The 17,247-nt window shown below is 73.1% G+C and carries 15 protein-coding genes and 1 riboswitch; of the genes, 3 read left to right on the forward strand and 12 right to left on the reverse strand.

All coding sequences use genetic code 11. The annotated features are described in order from the left end of the window. Positions 1-271 precede the first annotated feature (271 nt). The 10 genes from gcvP to HDA43_RS19690 all read right to left on the reverse strand — a co-directional run bounded on the left by gcvP (position 272) and on the right by HDA43_RS19690 (position 12,737). Positions 272-3,127: an aminomethyl-transferring glycine dehydrogenase gene (gene gcvP / locus HDA43_RS19645; RefSeq protein WP_179823798.1), complete on the reverse strand. Its 2,856-nt coding sequence runs from the start codon at positions 3,125-3,127 to the stop codon at positions 272-274. A 160-nt stretch (positions 3,128-3,287) separates the two neighbouring features. Continuing rightward, positions 3,288-3,380, reverse strand: a riboswitch (glycine riboswitch). Between the two features lie 15 nt (positions 3,381-3,395). Beyond that, positions 3,396-4,016, reverse strand: a complete 621-nt coding sequence (locus HDA43_RS19650) for a MerR family transcriptional regulator (protein ID WP_179823800.1) — start codon at positions 4,014-4,016, stop codon at positions 3,396-3,398. Between the two features lie 144 nt (positions 4,017-4,160). Further along, positions 4,161-4,631, reverse strand: coding sequence for a bifunctional nuclease family protein (locus HDA43_RS19655; RefSeq protein WP_179823802.1), 471 nt, complete (start codon positions 4,629-4,631; stop codon positions 4,161-4,163). Between the two features lie 78 nt (positions 4,632-4,709). Beyond that, positions 4,710-5,360 (reverse strand): transcriptional regulator FtsR, encoded by a 651-nt coding sequence (ftsR, locus tag HDA43_RS19660; protein WP_308426328.1) that lies wholly within the window; start codon positions 5,358-5,360, stop codon positions 4,710-4,712. Between the two features lie 26 nt (positions 5,361-5,386). Continuing rightward, positions 5,387-5,899: a double zinc ribbon and FHA domain-containing protein gene (locus tag HDA43_RS19665; RefSeq protein ID WP_179823806.1), complete on the reverse strand. Its 513-nt coding sequence runs from the start codon at positions 5,897-5,899 to the stop codon at positions 5,387-5,389. Between the two features lie 365 nt (positions 5,900-6,264). Beyond that, positions 6,265-8,766, reverse strand: a complete 2,502-nt coding sequence (locus HDA43_RS19670; RefSeq protein WP_179823808.1) for a mannose-1-phosphate guanyltransferase — start codon at positions 8,764-8,766, stop codon at positions 6,265-6,267. A gap of 10 nt (positions 8,767-8,776) precedes the next feature. After that, complete coding sequence (clsA, locus tag HDA43_RS19675; protein ID WP_179823816.1) at positions 8,777-9,376, reverse strand: cardiolipin synthase ClsA; 600 nt, start codon at positions 9,374-9,376, stop codon at positions 8,777-8,779. A gap of 317 nt (positions 9,377-9,693) precedes the next feature. Next, complete coding sequence (locus HDA43_RS19680) at positions 9,694-10,110, reverse strand: hypothetical protein (protein WP_179823818.1); 417 nt, start codon at positions 10,108-10,110, stop codon at positions 9,694-9,696. A 66-nt stretch (positions 10,111-10,176) separates the two neighbouring features. Further along, the gene (locus HDA43_RS19685) at positions 10,177-10,878 is read right to left on the reverse strand and encodes a response regulator (RefSeq protein ID WP_179823820.1); all 702 of its coding nucleotides are present in this window, start codon (positions 10,876-10,878) and stop codon (positions 10,177-10,179) included. Continuing rightward, positions 10,875-12,737 carry a sensor histidine kinase gene (locus HDA43_RS19690; protein WP_246424462.1) on the reverse strand — a complete coding sequence of 621 codons (1,863 nt, stop codon included), beginning with the start codon at positions 12,735-12,737 and terminating at the stop codon, positions 10,875-10,877. Before HDA43_RS19690 ends, HDA43_RS19685 begins: the two co-directional genes overlap by 4 nt. Positions 12,738-12,890: 153 nt before the next feature. On the opposite strand from HDA43_RS19690, the gene HDA43_RS19695 reads away from it, so the two are divergent. The 3 genes from HDA43_RS19695 (at position 12,891) to HDA43_RS19705 (ending at position 15,414) form a co-directional block, all read left to right on the forward strand. Beyond that, a complete protein-coding gene (locus HDA43_RS19695) occupies positions 12,891-13,505 on the forward strand; it encodes a class I SAM-dependent methyltransferase (protein WP_179823822.1) in 615 nt (204 codons plus the stop codon). 157 nt (positions 13,506-13,662) lie between these two features. Then, positions 13,663-14,844: an acyl-CoA dehydrogenase family protein gene (locus tag HDA43_RS36455; RefSeq protein WP_179823824.1), complete on the forward strand. Its 1,182-nt coding sequence runs from the start codon at positions 13,663-13,665 to the stop codon at positions 14,842-14,844. Between the two features lie 108 nt (positions 14,845-14,952). After that, positions 14,953-15,414: an SRPBCC family protein gene (locus HDA43_RS19705; protein WP_179823826.1), complete on the forward strand. Its 462-nt coding sequence runs from the start codon at positions 14,953-14,955 to the stop codon at positions 15,412-15,414. A gap of 63 nt (positions 15,415-15,477) precedes the next feature. On the opposite strand, the gene HDA43_RS19710 is transcribed toward HDA43_RS19705, so the two are convergent. Together HDA43_RS19710 and HDA43_RS19715 are read right to left on the reverse strand one after the other, a co-directional pair. Beyond that, positions 15,478-16,269, reverse strand: coding sequence for an enoyl-CoA hydratase/isomerase family protein (locus HDA43_RS19710; RefSeq protein WP_179823828.1), 792 nt, complete (start codon positions 16,267-16,269; stop codon positions 15,478-15,480). Further along, on the reverse strand, positions 16,266-17,030 hold the full coding sequence (locus HDA43_RS19715) for a gamma-glutamyl-gamma-aminobutyrate hydrolase family protein (protein WP_179823830.1): 765 nt from the start codon (positions 17,028-17,030) through the stop codon (positions 16,266-16,268). Before HDA43_RS19715 ends, HDA43_RS19710 begins: the two co-directional genes overlap by 4 nt. Positions 17,031-17,247 lie beyond the last annotated feature (217 nt).

Here is a 17,247-nt window from a genome sequence, read left to right on the forward strand (position 1 = left end):
CGGCGAGGAAGCCCCGGGCCGGCGCCGGGACCCCCTCGCTGTACTCATGGCGACGCTGCGCGTCGCGGCTCGAGGGCTCTTGCCCGGTGCCTTCCCTCGTCACTCCGCCGCTCCGCGGCTGCGTTCCTCAGTCCAGACACCGGCGCCCCCTCACGGGCTCACGGCGACGCTGCGCGTCGCGGCTCGAGGGCTCTTGCCCGGTGCCTTCCCTCGTCACTCCGCCGCTCCGCGGCTGCGTTCCTCAGTCCAGACACCGGCGCCCCCTCGCGGGTCAGTCCTCGTAGGCCGACAGCGGCGGGCAGGAGCACACCAGGTTGCGGTCGCCGTAGGCCTGGTCGATGCGGCGGACCGGCGACCAGTACTTGTCCTCGCGCAGCGACGGCAGCGGGTAGGCCGCCTCCACCCTGCCGTAGGGGTGGTTCCAGTCGTCGGTGACCAGGCAGTCGGCGGTGTGCGGGGCGTTGCGCAGCGGGTTGTCCTTCTTGTCGTACTCGCCGGAGGCGACCTTCGCGATCTCGCCGCGGATCGCGATCATGGCGTCGCAGAACCGGTCGAGCTCGGCCAGGTCCTCGCTCTCGGTGGGCTCGATCATCAGCGTGCCGGCCACCGGGAAGGACATCGTCGGCGCGTGGAAGCCGTAGTCGATGAGGCGCTTGGCCACGTCGTCCACGGTCACGCCGGTCTCCTTGGTGATCTGGCGCAGGTCGATGATGCACTCGTGCGCGACCAGCCCGCCACGGCCGGTGTAGAGGACCGGGTAGTGCGGGGCCAGGCGGCGGGCGAGGTAGTTGGCCGACAGGATGGCCTGCTCGGTGGCCGCGCGGAGACCCTCGGCGCCCATCATCCGGATGTAGGCCCAGGAGATCGGCAGGATGCCCGCCGAGCCGTACGGCGCGGCCGAGACCGGGCCGACCGGCGAGCCGTCGCGCAGCGGGTGACCGGGGAGGTACTCGGCGAGGTGGGCGCGGACCGCGACGGGCCCGACGCCGGGGCCGCCGCCGCCGTGCGGGATGCAGAAGGTCTTGTGCAGGTTCAGGTGGGAGACGTCCGCCCCGAACTGCCCCGGCTTGGCCAGGCCGACCAGCGCGTTGAGGTTGGCGCCGTCGACGTAGACCTGGCCGCCGGCCTCGTGCACCAGCTCGCAGATCCGGGTGATGCCCTCCTCGTAGACGCCGTGCGTGGACGGGTAGGTCACCATGATCGCGGCGAGCCGGTCGCGGTTCTTCTCGATCTTGGCGACGAGGTCGTCGAGGTCGACGTTGCCGTCGTCGTCGCAGGCGACCACGACGACCCGCATGCCGGCCATGACGGCGCTGGCGGCGTTGGTGCCGTGCGCGGAGGAGGGGATGAGGCAGACGTCGCGGCCGGACTCGCCGCGCGCCCGGTGGTAGGCGCGGATGGCGAGCAGGCCGGCGAACTCGCCCTGGGAGCCGGCGTTGGGCTGGATCGACACGGCGTCGTAGCCGGTGACCTCGGCCAGCCAGCCCTCCAGCTCCCCGATCAGCTGGGCGTAGCCGGCGCCCTGCTCGGCGGGGGCGTAGGGGTGCAGGCCGGCGAACTCCGGCCAGGTGATCGGCTCCATCTCGGTGGTCGCGTTGAGCTTCATGGTGCACGAGCCCAGCGGGATCATCGACCGGTCGAGCGCGATGTCCCTGTCCTGCAGCCTGCGCAGGTAGCGCAGCATGGCGGTCTCGGAGCGGTGACTGTGGAAGACCGGGTGGGTCAGGAAGTCGCTCGTCCGGGTCAGGGCGGCGGGCAGCGCGTCGTGGGCGGAGGCGTCGAGGTCGGCCAGGACCGCGCCGCTGACGCCGAAGGCGGCCAGCACCTGCTCGATGTGCGGCAGCTCGGTCTTCTCGTCGCAGGAGACGCCGACGTGGTCGTCGTCGGCCAGCCGCAGGTTGACGCCGTTGTCCCGGGCCGCGGCGACGACCTCGGCGGCGCGGCCCGGCACGCGGGCCAGCACGGTGTCGAAGAAGGCGTCGTGGACGACCTCGACGCCGGCCTGGCGCAGGCCCTCGGCGAGCACGACGGCGTGGCGGTGGACGCGGCGGCCGATCCGGCGCAGCCCCTCGGGGCCGTGGTAGACGGCGTACATCCCGGCGATCACCGCGAGCAGCACCTGCGCGGTGCAGATGTTGCTGGTGGCCTTCTCGCGGCGGATGTGCTGCTCGCGGGTCTGCAGCGCGAGGCGGTGGGCGGGGCGGCCGTCGGCGTCCTGGGAGACGCCCACCAGGCGGCCGGGCATCTGCCGCTGCAGGCCGTCACGGACCGCCATGTAGGCGGCGTGCGGGCCGCCGAAGCCCATCGGCACGCCGAACCGCTGGGTGGAGCCGACCGCGATGTCGGCGCCCATCTCGCCGGGGGCGGTCAGCACGGTGAGGGCCAGCAGGTCGGCGGCGGCGACGACCTGGGCGCCGCGGGCGTGGGCGGCGTCGGCGATGGAGCGGAAGTCCCTGATCCGGCCGCTCGCGCCCGGGTACTGCACGAGCACGCCGAAGCAGTCGGGCAGCTCGGCGGTGAAGTCGCTCTCGACCAGCTCGATGCCGAGCGGCTCGGCGCGGGTGGCGAGCACGGCCTTGGTCTGCGGCAGGGCGTCGGCGTCGACGACGAACACGTTGGAGGGTGCCTTGCCGGCGCGGCGGGCCAGGGTCATCGCCTCGGCGACGGCGGTGGCCTCGTCGAGCAGGGAGGCGCCGGCGACGTCGAGGGCGGTCAGGTCGGTCACGACCGTCTGGAAGTTGAGCAGGGCCTCCAGGCGGCCCTGGGAGATCTCCGGCTGGTAGGGGGTGTAGGCGGTGTACCAGCCCGGGTTCTCCAGGAGGTTGCGGCGGATGACGGCCGGGGTGATCGTGTCGTGGTAGCCCAGGCCGATCATCGAGGTGAGCACCGTGTTGCGGGAGGCGAGGGCCCGCAGCTCGGCGATGGCCTCCGGCTCGCTCGCGGCCGGCGGGAGATCGAGTCGGTCGGCGGTGCGGATCACCTCCGGCACGGCCACCGCGAGGAGGTCGGCGGCCGAGGCGAAGCCGACGGTCTCCAGCATGCGGGCCTGGTCGTCGTCGGCCGGGCCGATGTGGCGGGTGGAGAACGGCGGGGAGCTGAGCTCACCGAGCGGTGACAGGTCGGTCATGGAAAGCCTCCCGGGGCTGGTGGAGACCGGCGCTGAGCGCGGGCGTATGCCGGATCTCCCCCTCTGTCATCTCCACCTGAGAGCTTCACCTTCCCCACCGGGGAGGGTTTTCACCGTCGGTGAGACACGCCTGGCGGGCGTACCTGCTTTCCAGAGTCGCCTCGTCCGTGCGGTACAGGGTGCCTGAGAGATTCCGGGGAGGGTTGCTCCTTCGGCGCCCCGGTCCAGCCGGGGACTCTCCCGCACGGCGTCTGCGGCCAGACCAACTTTACCCGGTTCGCCGGGCTCTGCGACGGCGGGCCAGTTCATCCGCGTGATGATCGCCTAAAGGGCTCTGGGACGCCTCCGCGCGCTCGCCGGGCAGATCGGCCAGGGAGCCCTCCACCTCCTGCCAGACGCGGCCCAGCGCGATGCCGAAGACGCCCTGGCCGCCCTGGAGGAGGTCGATGACCTCGTCGGGCGAGGTGCACTCGTAGACGCTGACCCCGTCGCTCATCAGGGTGATCTGGGCGAGGTCGCTGACCCCGCGGTCACGGAGGTGCTGTACGGCGATGCGGATCTGCTGGAGGGAGACGCCGGTGTCGAGGAGGCGTTTGACGACCTTGAGGACGAGGATGTCGCGGAAGCCGTACAGTCGCTGGGAGCCGGAACCCTGGGCGGCCCTGACGGTGGGCTCGACGAGCCCGGTGCGGGCCCAGTAGTCGAGCTGGCGGTAGGTGATGTCGGCGGCGGCGCAGGCGGTGGGGCCGCGGTAGCCGATGTCGGCGGGCGGGTTCACCGGTGCCCCGTCGAACAGCAGGCCCTCTTCACCCGCACGCTGGTGGGCCTTCCCGCGCCGTTCCGGGTCATCCTGATCGGCGTTTCTACCCTCGCCGCTGCTGACCGCCACGCGGACCTCCGGCTTTCTCTCATCCCGCGGCCTGATCTGGGGGTTTACGCGCGGCCCCGGGGTTCACTTGCACCGTAGGCTTGGGGCCAAGCCCAGTCAACGACCCCACCCGGCGCGTCGTGAAGCGTAAATGCACCGAAATACCTACCCCGCGCGGCCGAAGTCCTCGGGCGTGATTGTGTCAAGGAACTCCCTGAACTTCTCCACCTCGTCCTCCTGGTCGTCGGGGATGACCACCCCGGCCTCGGCGACCACGTCCTCGCTGGCGAAGATGCGTGCGCCGGTGCGCAGCGCGAGGGCGATCGAGTCCGACGGGCGGGCGCTGACCTCGGCCCCGTTGGAGAACACGAGATCGGCGAAGAAGATGCCGTCCCGGAGGGCGACGATGTTGACGGTGCTCAGCCGGACGCCCAGGGCGTCGAGCACGTCGCGGAAAAGGTCATGGGTGAGCGGCCGCGGCGGCGGCTCGTCGGCCTGGGCCATGGCGATCGCCGTGGCCTCGGTCATGCCGATCCAGATCGGCAGATAGCGCTCCCCATGTGCCTCCTTGAGCAGAACAATGGGCTGGTTGGAAGGCATCTCAACCCGAACGCCCACGACCTCCATCTGCAACACGGGCTGCTCCATCTTCGCTGGATTTCGACCGGTTCGTTCAACGTAACATCCGGGGGGCTACGGCCGTCCGGCCAGGGCTCACCGGCCCAGGGCCCCTCGAACGCCGGAACGCAGCAACGAGGCGTGTAATTCCAGCAGGAGCCCGGATATCTCCCCGGCCGTCTCGTCGGCCTTGGCGATCGCGCCGGGACCCCGGCGGCGCAGCAGCGGCGCGATGGCCTGCTCCACCAGGCCGGCCTCGCGCTCGGCGGCGGCCTTGACCACCCGCAGGTGGCGGGCGCGCAGGCCGAAGGCGGCCAGGGCGCCGACGCTGCGGGCCACCGCCAGGGCCTCGGCGTCGTAGTGGCGGGCCACGGCCTCCACCAGGCCGAAGTCCTCCAGCTCGGTCAGGGCCTCCTCGGAGAGCGAGGCGGCGGCCAGCAGCTCCTGGCGGGTGAGGCGGACCTCCCTGACCGGCTCGTCGGGCAGGGCCCGGGGTGGGGCGACGGGCCGCTCCTCGCGGTCCGCCGCGTCCAGCCGGTCCTTGATCACGCGCAGCGGAAGGTAGCGGTCACGCTGCTCGCTGAGGATGTAGCGGAGCCGCTCGACGTCGGCGTAAGTGAACTTGCGGTAGCCGGAGGGGCTGCGCTCCGGCTCGATCAGCCCCTCGCCCTCCAGGAAACGAATCTTGGAGATGCTGACGTCGGGGAACTCGCCCTGCAGCAGGGCGAGCACCTCCCCGATGCTCATGTGCGCACGAGCGGCCTGCGAGCTCATCATCCTCCAGAGGCGCCGCGGGTGAGGAAGACCAGCCGGAACTTGCCGATCTGCACCTCGTCCCCGCCGTAGAGCGGCACCTCCTCGATCCGCTCACGGTTGACGTAGGTGCCGTTCAGGCTGCCGACGTCACGGACGGTGAACATGCCGCCGCCGCGCCGGTAGAACTCCACATGGCGGCGCGAGACGGTGATGTCGTCCAGGAAGATGTCGCTGTCGGGGTGACGCCCCACGGTGGTCAGATCGCTGTCCAGCAGGAAGCGGCTGCCGGCGTTGGGGCCGCGCATGGCGACGAGCAGGGCGGAGCCCGGGGGCAACTGCTCGACGGCCTGCCGCTCGGCGAGGAGCGTCTCTCCGGTCTCCGCCTCGTACGCCTCGATCCCGGAGAGGGAGATGGTGGACGTGCTGTCTCCGGGTGACTCGTACTTGGTCAGCGGCGAACCGCATTGGGAGCAGAAACGGGCATCCTCAGGGTTGGCGTGCCCGCACTGCGTGCAGTAGACGCTCGGCATCGATCGGCTCGGCCTCCTACCGCGAAGACGCGGCAACGGTGCTCAGGGATGCGCGCCTCGCTTCTTCGCTTCTCAAGTATTTTCTCTGACTGCGAATGCCGCAACATACACCAATGAGACGCAAAGATCAAGGCCGACGCTCGACCGCGGGTTCGGTCGGGACAAAGTTACCGCCGGGTGGCACTTCCGGTCCATGCCGCCGCGCTGGAGTGTCGCACTTCACTGTATTCACGGCGACGCTGCGCTGTGTTCACGGCGACGCCGCGCGTCGCGGCTCGGGGGCTGGTGTCCGATGTCTTCCCTCGTCGTCCGCTCGCTGCGCTCGCTCCCTCCTCAGTCCAGACACCGGCGCCCCCTCGCGGGGCTCAGATGCCGGCGGCCTCCTCCACGACCCGGGCCCAGTGCTCCAGCATGCCCTGCGCCGTGTCGACGTCGTTGCCCTCGGCCCACAGGTGGGTGACGGCCTCGGCCGGGTCGGGCAGCACCAGCGCCCAGGCTCCGTCGTCGGCGACGATCCGCACCCCGTCGGTGGTATCGATGCGGTGGTGCTGGGCGGCCTCGATGACCGAGCGCATCACCACGCCCTTGGCGGCCCACGGCGTCGGCACCGTACGGCGCAGCAGCTTGGCCTCGGGGATCCTGGCGTCGATCTGGCTGAGCGACAGGCGGGTCCTGGCGACCAGGCCGAGCAGACGCAGGAACGCGGCCAGGCCGTCCACGGTGGGGCCGAACTCCGGCACGACGAAGCCGCCCCGCCCGTCCGCCGCGAAGATCATCTCCTGGTTCCGGACGGCGCTCGTGAGCGCGTCGACCGCGGTGGCGGTCCACTCGACCTGTACCCCGTGGAAGCGGCAGACCTGCTCGGCCACCCGGGTGGTGGTGACCGGCAGCGCCACCCGGCCGGCGCACCGCTCGGCCGCCACCAGGTCCAGGACCACCAGCAGGGCACGCTCCTCGCTGATCAGGTGGCCCAGCTCGTCCACCAGTGCGATCCGCTCCCCCACCGGGTCGAACCGCACCCCGAAGGCGGCACGGGAGGAGCTGACGAGCTCCGACAGCCGCTGCAGGTCGCGGCGGCGCTCGGCGAGGGTCTCGGTGGGCGAGGCATCGTCCAGCCGGTTGTTGACGGTCAGCACCTCCACCCCGACCCGGCCGAGGAGGCTCGGCAGCACCAGCGCGGAGGTGCCGCCCGCGCAGTCCACGACGATCTTCATGTCGGCGTCGCGAACTCCCCGCATGTCCACGTGGCGCAGCAGCTCGTGGGTGTAGTCCTCGACCGTCCGGGGCGGGAAGCGCAGCTCGGCGATCTCTCCGGGGAAGGCCCGCCGGAACTCCTGGCGGGCGAAGACCCGGTCGAGCTTACGCTGGGCCGCCTGCGACAGGTCGGCGCCGTGCTCGTCCATGAAGACGATGTCCACGCTCTGCGGGTCGCCGGGGGTGGTGCGCAGCGCGATGCCGCCGACCGCGTTCTCCCGGGCGGTGTGGAAGCGCGACACCGGCAGCGGGGTGGCCTCCAGGTCCAGCACGTTGATGGCGCTGGCGTTCAGCGCGCTGATCACCGCCCGCTTCAGCGCCCGCGCGGCGCGGGAGGAGTCGCGGGAGGTGACGACGGAGGCGCCCTTGCTGAGCGTGGTGGCGTAGGCGCTGGCCAGCCGTACGCACAGCTCGGGGGTGATCTCGACGTTGACCAGCCCGGAGACGCCGCGCGGGCCGAAGAGGTCGCGCTGGCCGCGCGGCTCCCAGATGACGCTGGTGTTGACCACCGCGCCGGCCTCGATGGTCTTGAAGGGGTAGACCTTGACGCCGGAGGAGAGGTAGGCGCCGGCCTCGATGATGCACTCGTCGCCGACGACGGCGCCCTCCTCGATCCGGACGCCGGTCATCAGGTCGGTGTTCTTGCCGACGACGCAGCCGCGCATGTGGGTGCCGGGCCCGACGTAGACGTTGTCGCAGACCACCGCCCGGTGCAGGAAGGCGCCCTCGCGGACCACGGCGTTGCTGCCCAGCACGGTGTACTCGCGCAGCTCGGCCCCGGGCTCGACCTTGGCGTAGTCGCCGATGAACAGCGGGCCCTTGAGCACGGCGTCGGGGTCCACCGAGGCGCCCTCGGCCACCCAGACGCCGGGCGAGACCTCGAAGGCGTCGATGTCGAGCTTCACCCGGCCCGATAGGGCGTCGGCCTGGGCCTTGAGGTAGCTCTCGTGGGTGCCGACGTCCTCCCAGTAGCCGTCGGCGACGTAGCCGTACAGCGGGGCGCCGCGGGCCAGTAGCCGCGGGAAGACGTCCGCCGACCAGTCGACCGGCACGCCGGGGGCGATCTCGTCGAGGATCTCCGGCTCCATCACGTAGACGCCGGTGTTGACGGTGTCGGAGAAGACCTGGCCCCAGGTGGGCTTCTCCAGGAACCGTTCGACCCGGCCGTGCTCGTCGACGATGACGATGCCGAACTCCAGGGGGTTGGGCACCCGTTTGAGGCCGATGGTGACCATGGCGCCGTTCTCGCGGTGGAAGCGCACCATCTCGGTCAGGTCGATGTCGGTGAGGGCGTCGCCGGAGATGACGAGGAACGGCTCGTCGCGGAGCTTGTCGGCGGCGTTCTTGACGCTGCCGGCGGTCCCGAGGGGCGTCTCCTCGGTGGCGTAGTGCAGGCTCATGCCGAGCTCGTCGCCGTCGCCGAAGTAGTTGCGCACCAGGACGGCCAGGAACTGCACGGTGACGACGGTCTCGGTGAACCCGTGCCGCCGCAGCAGCCGCAGCACGTGTTCCATGATCGGCCGGTTGATCACAGGGAGCAGGGGCTTGGGCTGGTTGGCGGTCATCGGCCGGAGCCGTGTCCCCTCCCCGCCCGCCATCACGACGGCCTTCATGAATCACCTCTTAAGGCGTTTTAAGGCGTTTGGCTCCTTTGACGAGCTGCCGCACCTGTACCCAATACAGCACTCCCGACCACCAGTACAGGCCCGTTCCCCAGATGGCCAGCGACCAGCCGACGATCCGGGCCGGATCGGCGTACCAGGAGTCGTGGTGGGCCAGGAACAGCAGGGGGAAGGCGTAGAGCAGGTTGGCGGTGGCGGCCTTGCCGAGGAAGTGCACCGGCAGCGCGGGGCCGTACCCGAGGCGGCGCAGGATGGGCGGGATGCCCAGCATCATGACGTCGCGCAGCGGGATCGCCAGCGCCAGCCACCAGGGGATGATGTCGCGCAGGGCCAGGCCGAGCAGGGTCGCCAGGATGTAGAGGCGGTCGGCCAGCGGGTCCAGCAGGCGGCCGAGCCTGCTGGTCTGGTTCCACGCGCGGGCGATCTTGCCGTCCAGCCAGTCGGAGAAGCCGGCCAGCATCAGCAGCCCGACGGCCCAGCCGTCGGCCTTGGGGCCCAGCACCAGCCACAGAAAGACCGGCACACCCAGGAGCCTGGCCAGGCTGAGCGCGTTGGGGACCGTCCAGATACGGTCCTCGGTTTCCGATGCTTCCGGATTCACCGGTATGTCTCCCCTCCCGTACTTGATGCCGACCCTACCTGTGCGGGGCATGCGCGAACCGTATCCCTGTTACGGGTACGGCCCGCGGCCTCCCCCCTCCCTTCCGGCGGCGTCCCCGCCCGGCCCGCCCCGTACGGCGCCCGGTCCGACCGGGTCGCGCCGGTCCGGACGGCCCGGCGCCGGGAACGCCGAAACGCCGTGGTCCCGGGGGACCACGGCGGCGCGGGGGTCTTCCGCACGCCCGCCGGGGACGGCGCGCGACGCGGACTCGGTCAGCAGCGGACCGGCCAGGAGAGGGCCGGCCAGGAGAGGGGCTGTCAGGAGCGGCGCACCGCCGCGCGGGACGACCAGGCCCAGATCAGCACGGCCACGGCCAGGCCGAACAGCGCCAGCCCGCTGGGCACGTGCGTGCCGAGCATCTCCCAGCTGAAGTGCTGGCCCAGGCCGATCAGCAGCAGGCCCAGGCTGGCCAGCGCGGGCCAGCCGGCGCCCCGGCCGGGCCGCCAGACCAGCACGGCGGCGACGACCTGCAGCAGCGCGATCAGGTGCACCACCATCCCGGCCATGACGTGCGTCTCGGCCAGTGCCTCCCCGCCGCGTACGGCCTGGCCGGCGAACGAGGCCGCGACGATCAGGCCGGCCGCCTGGGCGGTGACCAGGACGCGCAGGCCGTACAACAGGCCGGCGGGGACGGGACGGCCGTCCGCCGTCGGCCGGGCGATGACCTCCTGCATGAGAGGTGTCCTTCCTCGGATGAACGATTCGTGACACATCGTGGCGGAGCAGGGGCCGCCGCGTCGTCACCCCCGGGGCGGATGCGCCGATCCGCCCCGGGGCGGATACCCGACCGGACGGAAGCCGGCGTCGACCAGCCCGATCCGGTGCGCGACCACCGCGGCCTGGGTGCGGTTGCGCACGCCCAGCTTGTCCATGGCGGTGGAGACGTGGCTTTTGACCGTGGTGACGCCCACGTGCAGCGCCTCGGCGATCTCGGCGTTGGACAGGCCCGCCCCGACCAGCGCCAGCACCTCCAGCTCCCGGTCGGTCAGCCCGGCCGGGACGTGCGCGGCGGCCTGCTCCTCCGCGGCCAGCGCCCGCTCCACGACGCGGCGCAGCACCGAGGGGGCGAGCAGCGGCTCGCCGGTGGCCGCCCGGCGCACCGCGTCGACCATCCGGCCGGGCTCGTCGTCCTTGACCAGGAAGCCGATCGCCCCGGCGCGCAGCGCGGCGTAGACGTTCTCGTCCTCGGCGAACGTGGTGAGGATCACGATCCGCGCCGCGGGCCAGGCCGCGAGGACGCGCCGGGTGGCCTCCAGGCCGTCCATCCGGGGCATGCGCAGGTCCATCAGCATCACGTCGGGGCGCAGCCCCTCGGCCAGCCGTACGGCCTGCGCGCCGTCCACCGCCTCCCCGCAGACCTCCATGTCACCGGCCGCCTCCAGCAGCATCCGCACGCCGGCGCGCACGAGCGCCTGGTCGTCGGCGACGACCACCCTGATCACGTTGCCTCCTCCGGGACCGTCCGCTCCTCATGGCACACCCTGTTCCAGCCCGTCCATCCCGGCCGGCCGGTCCGTCCCTCCAGAGCCGCCGGGTCCGCGGGGTCGGCGGGGAGCGTCACCGCCAGACGCCATCCTCCCGCCCCGTCGGGGCCGGCGGACAGCCGCCCGCCCAGCGCCCTGGCCCGCTCGCGCATCCCCGCGACGCCCTGCCCGGCGCCGGGCAGGGCGTCGCGGAGCCCCCGGGCCCCGGACTCCGTGGCCTCCGGGATCTCCCGTGGCTCCGGCGCATCCGGATGCGCCGGGGGGGGCGGGGGCGCGCCGTCGGAGGAGGCCGTGAGAGCGCCGTCGCGGGAGTCCGGGGGCGCACCGTTGACCACGTCCACCGTGAGCCCGTCGCCGGTCACGGCGAGCTCGACGGCGACGGAGGTGCCGGGGCCGGCGTGCTTGAGGACGTTGGTCAGCCCCTCCTGGACGATCCGGGCCGCCGAGGCCCGGCTCACCAGGGGCAGCCGCCCCACCTCGGGGTCGAGGCGCAGTTCCGCCCGCAACCCGGCCGCGTTCATCCGCTCCACCGCCTCGCGCACGACGTCCTCGGGGTCGAGCAGCGGGGGGTGGCCGAGGTCCGGGTCGCGCACCACGCTGAGCAGGCCGCGCAGGTCCTCCAGAACCTGGTGGCCGGTGGCGCGGATGTCGGCCAGCGCTTCGGCCACCGGGCCCGACGGCGCGGCGTACTGGGCGGCTCCGGCCCGCAGCACCATGGCCCCGACGTGGTGGGCCACGATGTCGTGGACGTCGCGGGCGATGCGCTCGCGCTCGGCCAGCAGGTCGGCCCGGGCCCGTTCGGCGGTGAGCAGCCTGGCCTCCTCGGCCATCGCCAGCCGCAGCTCGGTCGTGGCCCGGCGGATGCCGACGTAGCGGCCGATGGCGACCGGCGCGGCGACCATCGCCAGCAGCGCGATCACCCTGGGCGGGGTGATCCGGGACAGTTCGTCGCCCACGAAGCTCAGCGCCGTGACGATGGAGGCGGTCACGTAGGCGACGCCCGTCCACGACCAGGAGGCCCGCATCGCGAACACGCCCAGCGTGACGAGGAACAGGCCCTGCATCGGTCCGACGGCGAAGCCGGCGGTGCGGTCGGCCATCAGCACCAGCAGCGCCTGTACGGCGAAGGCCGTGCCGGGCAGGGTGCGCGCCAGCCCGGCGGTGAGGCCGCAGCAGATGGTGAACCAGCCCGCCCCCCACACCGGCAGCGGCCCGTCGTGCCACTTGGTCCAGGTGTCGAGCACCATGAAGGCCACCCCGCCGCCCGCGAGCAGCAGGTCGAGGCCGGGACGCCGCTCCACCAGCGCCATCGGCTCGATGGGGTGGCGCAGGTAGCGGCCGACCGCCACCGGGATGACGCCCGCCACGGCCGGGACGTACCAGGAGGCGGTGGTGAGGGCGATCCCGGGGTCGGCCACGTTGACCGCGGTGGCGGCCGCCGTCAGGACCGCGGCGGCCGCGGCGCGGCGCCGGTCGCCGCGGTGGGCGGCCACGCCCGCCGCGACGGACAGCAGGATCTGCGCGGTGTTGGCGGTGTAGGCGCCGACCTGGTCGCACACGACGAGGACGGCCGCCAGGAGGGCGCAGACCGTCAGGGGGAACCGCCGGACGAACCCCATGGGCGCCCCGGCCAGCAGGGCGAACCCCCAGGTGATCAGCGCCGGGACGGTACCGCCGGAATACGTGCCGCCCGAGATGAGCCGGTCCAGGGCGACCGCCGCGGCGGCCAGGCAGACGTCCACGGCCCAGCCGCGGCGCCCCCCGCCTGGCGCCGGGCCGCGGGACGGCGGGGCCGCGGACGGGTCACGGAATCTCATGTGGCACGCCACGCAGTCGCATACACAGCACGGTATAGGCCCCAAGGAGGGGAGGTTCATCCTCCGGAAGGACGGCCGCCTCCTCCAAGTGGCCGCCGGGTCCGGCCGCCCGATGGGGCGATTTCCCAGCTCACAACACCTATGGTGCACTGCATGAGCAGTGACGCCGCACTCTTCCTCAGGCAGTGGATGCGCTCCCCGGCGACCGTCGGGGCGGTGGCCCCCAGCTCGCGCCGGCTCGCCGAGGCGGTGACCGCGCCGATCCCCCGCCGGGGCGACCCGGTGGTGGTGGAACTCGGCGCGGGCACGGGCGTGTTCACGGCGGAGATCCAGCGGCGGCTCGGCGGCCGGGGGCACCACCTGGCCGTGGAGATCAACCCCCGGATGGCCGGGCTCCTCGCCGCCCGGCATCCCCGGGTGGACGTCGTCGCCGCCGACGCGGCGCGGCTGCCCTTCCTGCTGCGGGAGCGCGGGCTGGCCGGCGCCGACGTGGTGGTGAGCGGCCTGCCGTGGGCGGCGTTCCCCGACGATGTCCAGGTGGGGCTGCTGGGCGCGGTCCGCGCGGTCATGGGGCCCGACGCGGCCTTCACCACCTTCGCCTACGGTTTCGCCCGCCATCTGCCGCCCGCCCGGCGCTTCCGGCGGCGCCTGTCGAACGCCTTCGAGGAGGTCGTGACGGGCCGGACCGTGTGGGGCAACCTGCCGCCGGCCTTCGTCTACCACGCGCGCCGGCCGCGCCCCGCCGCCGAGGCGGGCCGTCCCGGCTGAGTCCGTACGGCGGCGGGCGGCCCGGAGGGCGGGCGGCGGGCACGGGCTCCGAGGCGGTGGAGACGGGCTCCAAGGAGACGGGCGGCGGGCGCGTGACACTGGATCGGGAACAGAACTTCGTTCTAAGATCGCGCGACCGGAATGGAGTTGATCGCCCGTGGACTTCACCCTTCCCGAGAGCGCGCTCGCCGTCCAGCGCGGCGTCACCGACGTCTGCGCCCGCTACGACCTCGGCTACTGGCAGCGCTGCGAGTCCGAGAAACGCTGGCCGCAGGAGGTCTGGGACGACCTGGCCCGGGGCGGCTGGCTCGGCCTGGCCGTACCGGAGGAGTACGGCGGGGGCGGCCAGGGCCTGCTGGAGCTGGCCGTGGCCACCGAGGCCCTGTCGGCGTCCGGCGCGGCCGGCGGCTCGGCGTTCACCTACGTCCTCACCCCCGGGTTCGGCGCCCTCACCCTGGCCCGGCACGGCAGCCCCCGGCAGCGCGAGGAGCTGCTGCCGAAGCTGGCCACCGGCGAGGTGGAGACCTGCTTCGCCCTCACCGAGCCCGACGCCGGGTCCGACTCCCTGGGCATCTCCACCTTCGCCCGCCGCGACGGCGACGAGTTCGTGGTCGACGGCCGGAAGGTCTGGATCACCGGCGTGCAGCGCGCGACCTGGATGCTCCTGGTCACCCGGACCGTCCCGGCCGCCGAGGCGAAGCCGCGCAGCCACGGCCTGACGGTCCTGCTGGTGAACGTGCCCGAGGCGGTCGCCGCCGGATCGCTGTCCTACCGGCCGATCCCGAAGATGGGCGCCAACACCACCCCCTCCAACACGGTCTTCGTCGACGGCCTGCGGGTGCCCGCGGCGAACGTGGTGGGCGAGGTTGACCAGGGGTCGCGGGTGCTGTGGGACATCCTCAACCCCGAGCGGATCCTGCTCGCCGCCGGCGGGCTGGGCGCCGCCGAGGTCGCCCTGTCGGTGGCGGTGCGCTACGCCGGGGAGCGGGAGGTCTTCGGCCGGCCGATCGGCGCCAACCAGGCCGTCGCCTTCCCCCTCGCCCAGGTCAAGGCGAAGATCGAGCTGGCCAGGCTGATGGTCCACAAGGCCGCCTGGCTGTTCGACGCCGGGCTGCCCTGCGGGACCGAGGCCGGCATCGCCAAGCTGGCCGCCTCCCAGGCCGCGTGGGAGGCCGCCGATCGGGCCTTCCAGACGCTGGGCGGCATGGCCTACTCGCTGGAGTACCCGGTGGCGCGGCTGCTGGCCGACGCCCGCATCGGCAAGGTCGCCCCGGTCACCGAGGAGCTCCTGCTCAACCACCTGGCCACCCGGGTGCTGGGACTGCCCAGGAGCTTCTGACCCGGTTGCGGAGCCGTCCCGGGGGGCAGACTCCCCTCGGGCCCGGCGATCACCGCCGGGCCCGACGACGGCGAAGAGCGTGAGACCAGCGACGAGGGGAAGCAGCCGATGCCCGCCTACGCCAGCACCGTGATCGACGCCTCCGCGGACGAGGTGTGGAGCTACCTGAGGGATTTCGGGAACCTCGCCGAGTGGCTGCCCGGGATCTCCTCCTGCGTGTTCGAGGAGGGCGAGGGCGGTCCGGGCACGGTGCGCCGGATCGAGGGCGCGGGCGGGCTCTTCCGGGAGCGGCTGCTCACCCTCGACGACGACTCCCGCTCGGCGACCTACGAGATCCTGGAGAGCCCCCTGCCGGTCCGGGAGTACCGGGCGGTCTACCGGGTCCACCCCGTCACCGACACCGGCCGGGCGTTCGTGGAGTGGTCGGCGGCCTTCGAGACGGACGGCGGGGCGGACGAGGCCAAGGTGACCAGGAACATGGTCCGGTACATCTTCGCGCCCGGCCTGGCGGCCCTGGGCGAGCGGCACGCCGGGCACCGCTCCGCGGCGGGCGCCGAACCGGTCGGCTGACCCCGGCCTCCGGATGTCCCGGACGGGCGGCCCCGGACCGGTTCGGCGGGGCCGCCCGGCCCGTCAGGTGAACTCCGGCGGTCGCCGCTCCCGTACGGCCCGCACCCCCTCGGCCACGTCCGGACCGGTGAAGCCGAGGAACTCCATGGCAAGGGAGGCGTCGAAGGAGGGGCCGGCCAGGCGCAGCCAGTTGTTGAGCGCGTACTTCGTCAGCCGGATCGCCTCGGCCGAGCCCGCGGCCAGCCGTACGGCGATCTCCAGTGCCCGCTCGTGCACCTGGTCGTCGTCCACGCACAGGCTGACCAGCCCCATCGCCTCGGCCTGCTCCCCGGTGACCGGCTCGCACAGCAGCAGGTGGTACTTGGCCTTGGCCAGTCCGCACAGCAGCGGCCAGACGATGGCGGCGTGGTCGCCGGCCGCCACGCCGAGGCGGGTGTGGCCGTCGATGACGCGCGCCGTACGGCCCGCCACGGAGACGTCGGCCAGCAGCGCGACCGCCAGGCCCGCGCCCACGGCCGGGCCCTGGACGGCCGAGACGATCGGCTTGGAACAGTTGATCACGTTGTAGACGATGTCGCGGGCCTCGGTGAAGACGCGCATGCGCGTGGCGTGGTCGCGGGTCATCTCCTCGATCATCGCGAGGTCGCCGCCGGCTGAGAACGCCTCGCCCTCGCCCCGGACGAGCACCGCGCGCACGGCGTCGTCGCGGTCGGCGTCGAGCCAGACGCCGGCCAGCTCGCGGTGGCCGACGGTGTCCACGGCGTTGAGCCTGCGCGGTTCGCTGATCGTCACCCGGAGCACCCCGTCGGCGGCCCAGTCGATCCTCAGCTTCTCGTAGTCCTCGTATCCCCTCATCGCCGGGCCTCCTCCGGCAGCGCGGCGGCGCCGGGCAGGTCCCGCGCCCCGGGACGGGCTTCGGACCGTGGTCCGGATCGCGCCGCGGCCTCGACCAGCGCCGCGACGAGCCGGTCGTCGTCGCCGCGCTCGGGGTGCCACTGGACCCCGACGCCGAAGGGGTGGTCCCGCAGCTCGACGCCCTCGACGATCTGGTCGTCGGCCCAGGCCACGGGGGTCAGGCCGGCGCCGAGCCGCCGGATCGCCTGCCGGTGCGGCGCGGTCGCCTCGACGCGGTCGCCCACCGCCTCGCCCAGCCTGCTCGACACGCTGACCTGGACGACGTGCCCGCCCCCGGTGTGGAGCTCGTGGCTGTCGACCGCGTCGGGAAGCCACGGGATCAGGCTGCCGCCCTGGGCGACGTTCAGCACGTGCATGCCCCGGGCGACGCCCAGCAGCGGCAGGCCGGCCTGGACGGCGGCGCGGGCCAGGGCCAGCTCGAAGCGGTCGCGGTGGGGCTGGGGCTCGCCGAGCCGTTCGTCGCGGGCCGCGCCGTACAGGGTGGGGTCGAGCTCGCCGCCGCCGGTGAGGATCACCCCGGAGAGGTGACGCGCGTGCTCGGCGGCCACGGCCGGGCCGAGCGACGGGAGCAGCACCGGGACGCCGCCCGCCCGCTCCACCGCCCGGGCGTAGGCGGGCGGGGACAGGACGGCTTCGCGGACCCAGTCGCCCCAGCGGGCGGCCTCGAGGTAGGAGGTGATGCCGATCAGAGGTCGGGGCATGGGCTCTCCAGTGGCCGTGCGGGAGGCGGCGCCCTGTTCCCGGACGGCACCTGTCCCGTCTTTCGGCAACATCCCTATCATGCCGCGCGCCATTTCGGTTATGCCACACATATCAGATCTCAACGGCCCGGTACGGCGAACCCGCCGCGGCGGTCCTCTCCGGGGGAATGGAGCACTCCATCGGCCGGCGGCGTCCCGGGGCGATGGAACGATCCAC

The sequence above is a fragment of the Streptosporangium sandarakinum genome (genome assembly GCF_013409935.1).
Classification (GTDB): Bacteria; Actinomycetota; Actinomycetes; order Streptosporangiales; family Streptosporangiaceae; genus Streptosporangium; species Streptosporangium nondiastaticum.